9 protein-coding genes and 2 pseudogenes are annotated in these 13,404 nt (G+C 38.9%); 1 reads left to right on the top strand and 10 read right to left on the bottom strand.

Going from position 1 to position 13,404, the window contains the following annotated elements; genetic code table 11:
* Positions 1-104: 104 nt before the first annotated feature.
* The 4 genes and pseudogenes from D1953_RS04245 to D1953_RS04230 all read right to left on the bottom strand — a co-directional run.
* A pseudogene (locus tag D1953_RS04245) lies at positions 105-185 on the bottom strand (IS6 family transposase); the annotation flags it as partial.
* A 173-nt stretch (positions 186-358) separates the two neighbouring features.
* Positions 359-859: an acetone carboxylase subunit gamma gene (locus tag D1953_RS04240; protein WP_119115921.1), complete on the bottom strand. Its 501-nt coding sequence runs from the start codon at positions 857-859 to the stop codon at positions 359-361.
* A 24-nt stretch (positions 860-883) separates the two neighbouring features.
* A complete protein-coding gene (locus tag D1953_RS04235) occupies positions 884-3,169 on the bottom strand; it encodes a hydantoinase B/oxoprolinase family protein (protein WP_119115920.1) in 2,286 nt (761 codons plus the stop codon).
* A gap of 33 nt (positions 3,170-3,202) precedes the next feature.
* On the bottom strand, positions 3,203-5,341 hold the full coding sequence (locus D1953_RS04230) for a hydantoinase/oxoprolinase family protein (RefSeq protein ID WP_119115919.1): 2,139 nt from the start codon (positions 5,339-5,341) through the stop codon (positions 3,203-3,205).
* A 443-nt stretch (positions 5,342-5,784) separates the two neighbouring features.
* Between D1953_RS04230 and D1953_RS04225 the strand changes: the two genes are divergently transcribed.
* Positions 5,785-7,755 (top strand): sigma-54-dependent Fis family transcriptional regulator, encoded by a 1,971-nt coding sequence (locus tag D1953_RS04225; RefSeq protein ID WP_119115918.1) that lies wholly within the window; start codon positions 5,785-5,787, stop codon positions 7,753-7,755.
* A gap of 162 nt (positions 7,756-7,917) precedes the next feature.
* On the opposite strand, the pseudogene D1953_RS04220 reads toward D1953_RS04225, so the two are convergent.
* From D1953_RS04220 to D1953_RS04195, 6 genes and pseudogenes are all read right to left on the bottom strand, one after another.
* Positions 7,918-8,152, bottom strand: a pseudogene (locus D1953_RS04220) (DDE-type integrase/transposase/recombinase); the annotation flags it as partial.
* Positions 8,153-8,218: 66 nt separating this feature from the next.
* Positions 8,219-8,980, bottom strand: a complete 762-nt coding sequence (locus D1953_RS04215) for a response regulator transcription factor (protein WP_245979907.1) — start codon at positions 8,978-8,980, stop codon at positions 8,219-8,221.
* A 5-nt stretch (positions 8,981-8,985) separates the two neighbouring features.
* Positions 8,986-10,224 carry a sensor histidine kinase gene (locus D1953_RS04210; RefSeq protein ID WP_119115916.1) on the bottom strand — a complete coding sequence of 413 codons (1,239 nt, stop codon included), beginning with the start codon at positions 10,222-10,224 and terminating at the stop codon, positions 8,986-8,988.
* A gap of 546 nt (positions 10,225-10,770) precedes the next feature.
* Positions 10,771-11,199 carry a GlcG/HbpS family heme-binding protein gene (locus tag D1953_RS04205; RefSeq protein ID WP_119115915.1) on the bottom strand — a complete coding sequence of 143 codons (429 nt, stop codon included), beginning with the start codon at positions 11,197-11,199 and terminating at the stop codon, positions 10,771-10,773.
* A gap of 19 nt (positions 11,200-11,218) precedes the next feature.
* Positions 11,219-11,551: a glycerol dehydratase reactivase beta/small subunit family protein gene (locus tag D1953_RS04200; protein ID WP_119115914.1), complete on the bottom strand. Its 333-nt coding sequence runs from the start codon at positions 11,549-11,551 to the stop codon at positions 11,219-11,221.
* Positions 11,548-13,398, bottom strand: a complete 1,851-nt coding sequence (locus D1953_RS04195; protein ID WP_119115943.1) for a diol dehydratase reactivase subunit alpha — start codon at positions 13,396-13,398, stop codon at positions 11,548-11,550. The genes D1953_RS04200 and D1953_RS04195 overlap by 4 nt, the downstream gene beginning before the upstream one ends.
* Positions 13,399-13,404 lie beyond the last annotated feature (6 nt).

The raw sequence follows: 13,404 nt of genomic DNA, 5'->3' as shown, positions 1-13,404 counted from the left end.
ATTTAAAACAGCCGGTTTTGTTTCGGTGATTGATTATTTCGGTTCTGGTGCAAAAATAAAGTAAAAAAGAAGGCAGCGTATCTATGCCTTAACGGAATCATGTCTTATGATGCTAGCACAAACAATTGATGAATGAATTCTTTCTGATTTCGAACAGACTGATTCCGTAGATCTATTTGTTCTTTTTAATCATAGCATCAACAATAGGATTTTTTTTGGTGTATTTAGATCAATAAATAAAGTGAGACTGCCATCAGTGGGAGTTTTCTCTTATCACCCTCTGATGGCAGTCTCACTGCGGGAAAAATATAGGGAAACCCCTAAGGGCCTCACATCCTAGAAAATCACCACTTAAAATCTATTTAACCGTTGGCAATGGTTTCTTGATCCACTCATTATAAAATGTATCAATATCTGGTTCGAAATCAAGAATAATTGGATACCAAGGAGGCACTGCTTCAACCTCCAACTGAGTTGCACATCCTGGACAATAATATTCGCGAATAACCTGCCACTCTGGGTCTGGTGACATTAATTTAGGATAAATTTCATTCATTTTCTCCTCTGTGTCCCTAACAAAAATACGCGCATGTAGCTTCCAATTTTCTTTATAATCACAGAATTCATGGCCGCAGTCGCATTTAACGATACGATCTCCATTTGCTTTTTGCACAATATATAGATGCAATCCATATGGAAGCAGGATTGGGTCATCCCAACTCACACGATCTTGCAAAACCTCCCTATAAATTTCAAAACGCTCAGGATCTTTATGGCTTGACATCATATCTTTCAACTGATAAAACTCTAATGTCCCATCAATTAGCTCGGCAATTCTTTTCTTGTCGTATTTTGCCACTTTCTTCACCTCTTTGTCTCAATTTTATTGTTTTTTCTTTTGTTTGAATCGATTAATGCGTGACCCTAGTGTAGGTACGCCTAAATCATCTTCATAAATCATCCATTCTTCAGGAATGTTCCAGAAGCTCTTGAATTCATTTGTAAACTTTTCACTTAAAGCAAAGCTTTGTGCATACATATGTTTAACTTGTATCGCAGCATTTTCATTCAAAATCTGCTTTCTTTCGCCTTTCATCCACTCTTTTGTTGGCTGACTGCGATCTAAACGTTCCTTGCGGATTTGCTTACGCTTTTGTTCAGTAGCTTGTAAATCAACCGTATAGACTCCATTTTTTTCTGTAAAGACACAACCATACACTTGTTCTGCATAACGAAGAAGGATGTACTTTTCATTTAAATCTTCTTCTACCTGCTTTGGATTCCTTTCAAGCGGATCGCCAAATCCTGGGCCCCCACGAAGGTAGTTCATAATCACATCGTAATCACCAAATTGTTCTTGTGTAGACACTGCTTGTCTATCACGGTACACAACCTCGGCATCCATATTTTCCTCATAAGTAGGATGATCTGGATCCACATCTCCGCCTAATGGAATAGGTAGTCCCTTCTCAATACGTTCTTTGATATTCGTTTTATTTGCTTGGAATCGATACCCTGCGGAAGCTGGATATCCTCCCATTAGACCACAGTCTGTCGCCATTACTCCAGCACCTGCAACAAACATGGTCCATTCTTCTGCCCCCCAACCTAAACGAAGTGATTGCCAACCATTTCCACCCCGGTATTTACCAGCCCCACCTGATCCAGGTAAAATTTGTCTTCCTAAAAAGATAAGCGGTTCAAGTATTTCCCAAATTTCCATATCCCCCATGTCCCCCTCTGGATTCCAGAGAGCAGCGGAATGGCTGATTCCATCTTGAACGGCACTTGCCCCCACCCCGCATGATGAGGTCTCAAAGCTGTTCATTGCGGATAATTGACCATATTGATCATATCCTCCTCCCATTAACCAGTTAGATGTATGAGCATTTCCAGCATTTACTTCTTCTAAATAACCGCGTCCATAGTAAGACCGGCTTAATCCGCGCCAAAGTGGAGACCATGCCGCCACAAGCGCATGCCATGTATTTGAATGGGCAGAACGAATATCATCCGGATTAAACCAGGATCCATATGGAATTCCAAACTTACTTGCGTAATAGGCACCATCATTAATCCGGTCATTTGGTACAAGAGTCTGTGAAAGCATGACCCATATTCCACTCGTAATTGAAACAGGTGTTGCATTGAACGGGTGCCAGCCCCAACGGTTTGCCCCTTCAAAATCAATTTCGAACTGTGCATCTTTATGAACAGTGATTTCAGAAGGTGTATGAATAATTGTATTAAGCTTAGCAAATGAAGGGAGATCCAAATCTTTAAAAGGTACATCTACAAATGAAGCTTGACGATATTTACCCGGAATTAACATCGTTTTTACCTGATTTACAAAGCCTCGACGTCCATCCTCAATAATTTCACGCATAAATTGTTTATAGGCATCGACGCCCTCCTCCTTGATTACATCTAATACAAGGTCACGGATCATATGACATCCAGCTATGCGCGTTTTTTCATCCAGTGTCCAGTATTTCACCGCACGCACTGATCGTGTACTTTCAAGCAACCAATCTTTCGATAACACATCATTTTGTCCAATTTTTCGACATGTTACTTGATAACCATCATCATATCGTTGAACAGGACCCATAGGCATACTTCCTGGGGCAGATGCTCCTGTATCAATTACGTGCGTTACACCGCCAGCCCAGCCCACAACTTCACCTTCCCAGAAAATAGGTACAAGTGTATGAACATCACATGTGTGGACATTTCCTACATGGTTATCGTTATTACAGAAAATATCTTTATCAGCAATACCAGGATTATCCTCATAATCGTTTTCAATCATAAATTTAATCGCAGCACCCATTGTGCCTACGTGGATAATAATTCCGGTAGATGTAACGATTGAATCGGCTTCAGGCGTGTACAAACTAAAGCATAATTCGCCTTCCTGCTCAACAATTGGAGATGCAGCCACTTTTTTTGCTGTTTCCCTTGCATGCACGACTCCGCCGCGAAGCTTGGAATAAATTTTCTCAAAACGAATCGGGTCGCTTTCCTTAAATGGAAGCGTCTTCAGACCAGCATAATGACCCGTTTCTTTACTAATTTCAGTTATTTCCTTCCGCATTTCCTTTAACGTTTTACCGTCCCAGCCAATACCTCTTTTCTTTTTTTGAACGCCCGTCAGTGTTTTCGCCAAATTCAGTACCTCCTTAAGATATTTACTTTTAACCTATTCCTTAATCTCTTTTAGATGGAAAATACGATTTTCATCGAGATAAGCCTCAAACCCAATTGGAACAACCAATGTAGTAGCTGTTGATTCAAGGATTGAAAATGCATCAATTCGGTTACCAGGCAGCAATTTTTCCATTTCATAAATCTTGGCTTGAAGGTGCTCGCCATTCCAATAAATTTTGCGGAATCCTAGAAAGGCATCGACAGGTGGTGTTTCACCAAATAATGGCTCCTGTGGAATTTGCGGTTTTGCCACTTCAACCACACCACGAACAATGGCACCTGTGATAGAATATCCAAGCTCTGGAGAAAGGGCAGATTTTGCATAGACTCTTGAATAGGTCTCTTCGAATGTTTGAATAAGGCTATCCCAATCGTTGACAGATTTAAAGGCAGAGATAGGAGCCTCGATTTCGAGGTCATTCAATTGGCCCTGATATTGCATCCGATAAAGAAGACGGAAATCAACTTCTTCTGGAGAATAATCATTTTTCTTAAATTCCTCTGTCACCTTTTTCTTTAATTCATCCCATGCCGCTTGTAATTCTCTACCAGCTAGGAGAATATCTGAATCCTCTGCTCTATCATCGACATTTAAATCCAATGTTTTGTCATAACGATATTCGAAATCTGCTGCCCCACAGCCAAATGCTGAGAATCCAGCTGCCCAAGCAGGAATCAGAACATCCTCAAAGCCAAGCCCCTTCGTATAGCCCGCTGTGTGTAATGGACCTCCGCCACCGTACGAGAAGCAAACATATTGCGAAGGTGAATATCCTTTTCCTAGAATCATAGATTCAAGGTAGTTTCGAAGCTGTGATTCTAATAATTCAATTACCCCATAAGCTGCATCCTCAACCGTTAACCCAAGCGGATCTGCAATTTGTGTTTTAACCGCTTCATAGGCTTTTTCCTTTGAAAGTTTAATCACCCCGCCAATGAAATTATCTGGATTGATTAAACCAAGAACGACGTGGCAATCAGAAACGGTAACTGTATCAAGACCGCCCTTAGGGTTACATACACCGACACGGGATCCTGCACTGTCTGGTCCTAGAGTAATATTTCCATAGTTAGGATCAATTCGAACGAAGCTTCCAGTACCCGCACCCGTTGTATCCATGGAAACTAGCGGCAATGACAGGACAAGCCGAGCCATATCAGGACTTGCATTAATAGCTAATTCTCCTTGAGTAATCAGACCAATATCAAAGCTTGTTCCGCCAATATCGGAACATGCGACATTTTTCAATCCAAGCTGTTCTGCTAAGTATTTGGCTCCAACCATTCCTCCGATTGGACCTGAAACGCAGGTTCTTGCCAATTCATTTGCTTTTATACTAATTGTGCCACCGTGACTGGCCATAATCCGCAAATCAAAATTGGTTCCCGCTTCTCTCAATGCTGTATCAATGTTTTCTAATGTTTTGCGTGAAGGCTCTGCAGCGTATGCCTCGACAATTGTTGTATTTGTCCGGTGGGATTCTTTTCGCACCGGATAATAATCTACCGTTGCAAAAACTTTAATATCTTTATTTGCTTTTGCTACGATTTGTTCCGCTATATCGCGAATTTTTCTTTCATGAGCAGGATATTTATAGGAGTGAAGTAAGCTGATTACAATCGCTTCTACATCCTCATCAATCAGTTTTTGGATGGCTGGTTCAATTTCATGCTCGTAAAGGGGAATGACAACGTTTCCAAAAAGGTCCACTCTCTCGGTGACGCCAACTGTCCATTTTCTTGGAACAAGAGGCGGATCAAAGTGATGTGTATTAATATGGATTTTGTCGGAATAGGAGTATCCAAGGAATGACTGAAGCCCTCGACCCATTCGATGGTTATCCTCCATCCCTTTATTAACAACTAATCCAACACGACGCCCTACCCGTGAAACGAGGCGATTGAGCATTGCCGTTCCAGAATAAACACCTGCAAGTAAATTAGGGAATTCATCCTCCATTTTCGTATTCCATTGGCTCAAAGCATCTTTAGCAGAGTTTAATAGTCCAATATGTTCGTCTAGCGGAGTTGTTTGTGCCTTCCCTACGACAAAATCCCCTTTTTCATCAATAATAAACGTGTCTGTCATTGTACCGCCCGCATCAATGGCAAGAATTTGAGATTTGGCCAATTACAACTCTCTCCCTTCGAGTGTAAGTAAATGAATTAAACAGCAATTTATGTACAAATACGTTGGTTATATTTTTGCTGTTACCCTTAATAATGCAAGTAATGTGCCACCACTTTAAAATCCTCGGATTTTCGAATAAATAGGGCTATACGGTACGCTTTATCAAGTAAAATTCCCAATCATTAATAGTTGTCGCGTAAAACGAGATTAATAGAAAGACTGTAGCATTTTGCAACATATGTAGCGCTACACAATGTTTTCCTTGATACAGTTAAACTACTTGATTTAAATAACGGGCTAAGTTAATATTTTAAATATACAGAATATTTTAAAATGTAGACTTTTATTGTGGTTAACTTCTTAATCATTTGCGTTTCATCCCTCTAATTGACTGATTTTTAGTTGGAAATGTTCCGAATAATATTGAGGAGGTTTTAAAAAAGTTGAAAAACTATTTTCTCTCTATTTTTTCCACACAGGATTTGCATAGCAAAGTGAGTGAAATAAAACATAAATGGGAAAAATTCGTGACAAATCCTTCTAATTATACAAATCTGCAAACCGTGGTTCGCCGCCAAATACTGGATTCATGGAGCCGTTGTCAATCGATGGGGATTAATCCAGAACAAAAACAAGCTAGAACTGCACTTACCTCATTTGAACTAGAGAAACTTCTTTCCAAATCTGACCTGTATCTTGCAGCCAAACCGATTATTGACCATATTTATGATACATTAATTGGGACTGGCTACTTAATTACCCTTAATGATGAAAGTGGGAAAATGATTTATTTAAAGGGCGAACCAGATATTATGAGGAAAATGGAAAAAATGAATTTTTCTCCCGGAATGGATTGGAGTGAAGGGGCAGCAGGCACCAATGCCATTGGTACAAGCATTGTTTCTAAAAAGCCTATTCAGGTTTTTTCTGCTGAACATTTTTGTGAAGGCTTTCATCCAATGACATGTTCCTCCTCCCCTATTTTTCATCCATATACCAAAAATGTCATTGGAGCAATCGATTTCACTGGACTTTGGCCAAGTACACAACCTCACACACTTGGGTTAGCCGTCTCCCTCGCACAGATGATTGAACAACAACTACTTACCGTTTATAGGACGAAATATAGACAACTAGAAGAATATTATCATCAATGTACGTTAAAATGGAGGGATCATTCTGTCCTTGTCTTTAGTAACGAATCCGTTCTTGTTGATGGAGATCCAACATTACTGAATGCCTTAAATTTGAAAAAAGAACTAACATTTGATAACCATTTAAAAATTAAAGAACTTCTTCAAAATCCATCAAGTTTCATGAATAAAGCGGAAGAGTTTCAATTCTCCTATTTAAACCCTATCATGATAAATAAAGAAGAAATGGGGTACATAGCTATTTTCAAAAATAAAAGTAGCACGTCATCAAGTATGCTAACTCACTCAAAGGAGCATCATTTGATTGGTGAATCTGCGGAAATAAAAAATATATTACATAAATGCCAGCAGATTGCATCGATCAACACCCCTATTTTATTAACTGGTGAAACAGGTACGGGCAAAGAACTGATTGCAAGGTATATTCATGAAGTAAGTTCAAAAAGTGATAAACCTTTTATCACAATTAATTGCGGTGCCATACAAAAAGAATTAATTGGCAGTGAACTATTCGGTTATGAAAGCGGAACGTTTACAGGAGGAAAAAAAGAAGGAAAGAAAGGAAAATTTGAAGAAGCAAACGGTGGTATAATCTTTTTAGACGAAATCGGAGAAATGCCGATTGACTTACAGGTGCATTTACTAAGGGTACTTCAGGAAAAAGAGTTTACTAGGTTAGGTTCATCAAAGACCATTAAAATAGACGTAAAAGTAATCGCTGCAACAAACAGAAATCTGGAGGCCATGATTGAGGAAGGACTGTTTAGAAAAGACTTGTTTTTCAGGCTAAATGTTATCTCATTTACGGTTCCCTCGTTATGGGAAAGGAAAGAAGACATCATTCCGATTAGTGATTACTATTTAGCTTTATTTGCAAAAAAGTATAATAAACCCTTGCCTTTTCATTTAGAAGAGAAAACAAAAAATTTCTTTTTAAGCTACAAATGGCCGGGAAATATAAGGGAGCTAAGAAACGCCCTGGAACATGCCGTCATCTTTAGCAGTTCAGCTGAAATTGAAAAAAGTCATTTACCCGATTATTTAGCCAGCTTTCAAACCCAACAATCACTTAGTGAGGTTGAACATTCAAGCTTTTCCATAACGGAAAAAGCAGAAATGGAGCTAATAAAAAAACTCTTAATTCAAAGCGGATGGAATATTTCAGCTGTTTCAAAAGAATTAAAAATAGCAAGGTCCACCTTATATCGGAAGTTAATAAAATATAATTTAAAGGAACCGCGTAGTGTTAAAGTACAATGAAAGACTATCAACTTTAAATTCTTGAAACTTATATTCATTGCAAGATTCCCCCGATTAGGGGGGTTTTTTAGTTTAATTAAATATTCTCACGCCTATTAGCCTAGCTTATAATATGCTTTTCCTCTTAGCTATTCGACACAGGGGGCATATACATGCATCCTCTATATTATTTAAGTACTTCTGTTGTGTAAGTTGCATACTATCAAGTTGCTTTTCTCTTTTTTAACTCTTCACGGGCTATAGGGCAAGCCCGTTTCTTATAGACTCTACTAACTCGAGGCTTAGAGACATGAAGAGGCCGCAAAGCTTTCTTGAAGAAGCACTTTGCAGCCCTTTTGTCCCTTGTTTTACTGAGATAGAAATCAATTGTGTTTCCTTTGGAATCCACTACACGATATTGTCTTAAAATTTTTGCACCAGAACTGATTTTTTTTATCTCTCCCATTCACCCAAAATACATACTCTACATTACAAAATTATTAAATGAATTTAATCGTTTCTTTCTTCCAACGATAGCTTGTTGTTGATATTGTGTTGGTGTCGTGCCTTCATATTTTCTGAAAACCCTCGCAAAATAATTTGAATCAGAAAACCCACATTTCTCACTGATTTCTGCAATCGTTTTCCTAGTATGGACAAGATAATGTTTTGCTTTTTCCAAACGACGACTCGTTATATATTGTGTAATAGTAAAACCCGTTTCCTGTTTAAACAAACGACTAAGGTATTGCGAATTAAGATGGACTAGCTTGGATAACTTCTCTAAATTTAACTCAATATGAAGATTAAGCTCGATATAATCTTTGACTTTCACAATATCGTAATGCTCATTGGACTTCTCTAAATGCGTGGGAATGAGGTTCGTATCAAGCATTGGTATAAACTTCGTTAAAGCCCGTCGAATATCTTCTGAATGAGCTGGCTTTAATAAAAAATCATTCGCTCCCAATTTAATAGTACGATAGGCAAAATCAAATTCATCATAAGCTGTAAGGAAAATTATTCGACAATGAGAAACTTCCTTTTTGATAATCTCCGCTGCCATTAGACCATCCATTATAGGCATTTTGATATCCATAATCACGAGATCCATCTGTTCTTCCTTGGCCAATTTTACAGCATCAACACCATTTTCCGCCTCGAAAAATTGATTTACTTTAAAGTTATGCTTCTTGATCATCAATGTTAACACTTCCCGTTCTAACGGTTCGTCATCCACAATCATTACTTTCAAGCCAAGCCACCCCCAACTTTCGGGATTGTAATCTGAACTTTAGTCCCTGCCCCTTTCCTACTTTCAATGGCTGTAATTCCATAACCTTCTCCAAAATAATGTTGAATTCGTTTATGTACGTTCTTTATACCAATTCCCGTGGTATGACCATTACTTTTAGTTTTTTCATCTGAAAGTATGGATGATAATTTTTCTTGTGAAATACCTACACCGTTATCACAAATTTCAATTACCACGTTATCATTCATAGAAAAACAACATAGTTTAATAGCCACTTTACCTTGTGATTCAAACCCATGTAGAATAGCATTTTCAATAATTGGTTGGACGCAAAGAATAGGTATTTTTATAGCATCAACATTAAAAAGCAAACTTTGTTCATACTGAATTTTGTTTCGAAATCTAGATTGCTGAATGTTTAAATAGTTCCGCGCATGCTCTAACTCTTCCGTTAAACTTACAAGTTGGTCTATGTTACGTAAACTATACCGCAGTATTTTGGATAGAGCATATGTAACCTCCTGCGTCTGTTCAGCGCCTTCAAGATAGGCCAGACGTGAAATCGTATTTAAAGTATTAAATAAGAAATGAGGATTAACTTGTGACTGTAAAACTTTTAATTGCGTTTCTTGTAATGTTTTTTCCAATTGTGCACGAAGCTGTAGTTCTTCCATCAATTTTTGATTTTTTTGATTTAATTCTTCTTGGGTAAAATAGTTTGCACCCATCTTAACAATATAATTGGCAACTAGAAGAAGCATATCTGCTGCTGCTTCTACCCGTTTTTGATTAGCAAATTCAATTTGATCAAGGTAATGATCAAGAATATTCTGGTCAATTTGAAAATTCTTTGTATTCTGACGAACCTGATCAAGTCGCTCTTCATCCTGCCCTTGGATTAATACCTGCCCACAAAGGATTGCTCCCAGGTATTTTTCATCGAGAATGATTGGAGCAGCCAAATCAACCAAACCAGAGTGACAACGGTGAATGATTGTCTTTCCCTGTTGAGCTGCCATTTTTCCTAAACGTTCATCTGATAATATACATCCCCGTAACCCCTCAACTGATGCTGAGCGTATATAGGAACAAAAGTTAGTGAAGTTACTAGGCTTTGTAAGCGGTGCTCCATTTTCGTCTGAAATAACAACTCCCAAACCTGTCGCGTCGGCAAAGAGATCTTGAATTTCCTGGAGAGTGTTCAAATCTACGATATTTTTAAGTTTAAAAATCATCTTGTGTCCCTCCTAATTTATCCCTTTGCTATAACTTTTATATTTCACATAGCAAGAAAGCGCTCCCATAATGAATCGTACTAAACCATTAATATATTAGCATTTTTTGTAAAACATCACTAATAATAAGCTTTCTTCCATTCTATCTATTTCTTTTCCAAGAAAACAACGTCTGATTCCAATATAAGCCATCCAACGTTTTTCCTTTAGGAGTTGCTAACCCTGCTCCAACATAAAACAGTTTGTTTTGAATCATGCGTAAATATTATATAAATAAAAGAGCTAATCCAATTGAATTAGCTCTTTTATTTATACCATAAGCTTCCGTACAATCATTCATCTTGGAAACATAAATAAGACTTGTCTTACTTCTATCACCAAATTTTATATGAATCTCAAATATATACAATCTTTCCGTTTAAATAGATTGCACTCTTAGAACCGTAAAGTAAAAGTAATGGGTAGTCCTAAGGGTACATTTTGAACAGAATTTAGTATGCATCTACAACGAAATGAGATAATTCAAAACTATATTCTGCAAATCGGTTAACCATTTAACAAGTATTCCAACTCACTAAATACTTGCACAGCGGACTGAGCGACTTGTATATCCTGTTCTACAGAACCACCACTGACACCTACAGCACCAATAACTTGGCCGTCTTTCCATAATGGAATTCCCCCGCCAAACACAACAACCCGTCCATTATTTGTTGTATTAATACCATAAAGCTCTTTTCCCGCTCCAGCTGCCTGCGCCAAATCTGCTGTCGGCATTTTCATAGCTACTGAAGTCCATGCTTTATTTTGAGCAATATCTACGCTGACTAACAAAGCATTATCCATGCGATGGCAGGCTATGAAATTCCCTCCCTCATCAACAATGCTAATGACCATAGGGACTTTGATTTCGTTCGCTTCCTTTTCAGCACTTTCAATCAGTTTTTTCGCTAATTCTAAATTAATCTGACTCATCTTTTCCCATCCTTTCCTGCTATAAAGATAGTGGTAAGCCTTTAATCAGGCGGGCTGCGTTTTTTCCTAATGTGCGCCCGTTTTGAAGTTTGTCTTGTAAATATGGTTCTTCTTGCTTCAACTTATCGTGATGCACGCATAAATCTTCATTTTGATCAATGCCAATTCCCACTTCCAAAGGGGATCTGGATGCTGCTTCCTTTCCTAGTTCAATAAAACTGCCCGCTTTGTCCCACTTTTGGAGTAAAAACGGGACCCCTTCTTCTTCCAATCCGGCACAGACTTCTTGAATTTGATTAGGAGGGAGAGCGCTATTATATAAAATCGTAATATAAATGCTACTTTTATTCATTTCAATACCTCATGCCCGATTCTGACAGAGGATAAGACCAAGCCGGTAGCAACTGCATTTCGCGGGCCTTCTGTGCCGCGTATATTGGCAAAACCAGCTACAATGCCGTACTTGCCTAGTTCCTCTGTTAACATTTGCGGAATTTCAAAATCAAGTGCTGATCCCCCTACCATGGCAACAAAAGACAAGTGTTTTAAATTGCCTGTCGGAATGACCCGCTTAAGAGCACGCAACGCATTTGTTACAAACACTCTCCGCTTAGCGCTCCGTCGGATTTCCCTGATTTTTTCCATAGATACTTTGCTTGATAAAGGTGTGAGGTCCTGTTCTTCCCGAATCACGACTTTCCCGAATGTGTACGGGGGAAAAGGAGTTTCAGAAAATAGCATCGTTCCATCTTCTAACTGCATATGGAATAAACTCAGTACCTTTCCTAAAGGATACTTTTTAATTTTTTCAGCCAGTTCCTTATCCCCTAAAGCAAGTTCAGAATTAATTAGCATCGTGACCATATCTCCTGCACCGGCCAAGTGACTTGAGGTAATTTTGCCGGCTTTATTCATCATGGCAGCATCCGTTGAACCACCGCCCATATCAAGAATAACAATCGGTTTTCTCGTACCAGGCGTCGTTAAGGCTCCGCAAATGGCCATTTCCGCTTCAACACCGCCAACTTCTACTGCAATCCCAATTTCTTTTTCCAATAAAGACGCAACTCTTTGAACAGGAACTTTATCTGTTTTTACCATTGAGGCTAAAGCAACGCCACTTTCCATGGAAAGCTCACCCGCCATTGCTCCACTAATAGAAGTCGGAATTACCGCATCAACGGCCAAAAAATCAGAGATGGTAATTTCATTTGACAATTGTCCTGTAAGCTCGGCTAAATCATGACGGAGACCGTTAAACATCCCTCCGACATTCGTTCCTGTTTCTCCTCGGACATCTGCCAGCGTATCCAGCATTTCTAGTTTTTCATACGTATTCATAATTGCTTCTGCCCCATCGTTAATGGATACTTCCAGTTGTTGGTTATTCGTCCCGATTAAAATGATCCGTCCAGCTTCTATTTTCCGTTCCACTACTTCCCCTTGTGGTGTTCGGATTACTACGGCCGATCGATTGCCAACTAGTGCTTTAGCGACTAAAGCAATTTGTATCGTCTGATCTGGATCCAGCTGAAAGACGGTAGAAAGACCGTATGGGTTACTTAACGTCCGAATCACATGACCTGGTAAAGCGACTTCTACCGCTGCTAGTTTCAAAAGAGGAACTTTTTCAATTAAAGCGACCTCATCTACGATGGGAATTTTTTTGTTCAGGCGGTTGTGTATTAACACTCCGTCATCTTTTTGAACAATTGCTCCGGTAATGGATATTCCTTTGCTTTCTGCTTGATTCAAACGTTGGGCAACCCATTCATAATCAAAAGATTTAGGTATAACAGCAATATAATCCTGGTCTTTTTCCTCTACCTCAAATAATTCATTGATTAAAATCGTTACCCCGACGCCTAAACCGGCTCCGCCTGGCGTATCCGGATTATGGCCAATCATGGAAGATTCAGTAATAATCGTTTCGCTAATCAAATCCATCGCCAGATCTCCAATAACTGGCACAGCATCATTCAATCGGATAAGATCAATGTCTTTTAGCTCGATGCCCGCCTTTTTAGCTGCTTCCTGCAAAGCACGGCGGATGCCTTTCACATTATCAATAGTTCCTTTTATGCCCGTTGTTTTGACTAAATGCTGGGAAAGAAATTCAGCATGATCTCCCTCCACGCTTGCGATTGCCACTTCAGTCGATGAATTGCCGATATCTACACCGGCTAAAATTTTTTTCATCAATCT

The sequence above is a fragment of the Peribacillus asahii genome (genome assembly GCF_003570725.1).
Lineage (GTDB): Bacteria > Bacillota > Bacilli > Bacillales > DSM-1321 > Peribacillus > Peribacillus asahii.
The sequence above is the reverse complement of the archived record's forward strand: the minus strand, read 5'-3'. Positions and strand labels throughout refer to the sequence as shown.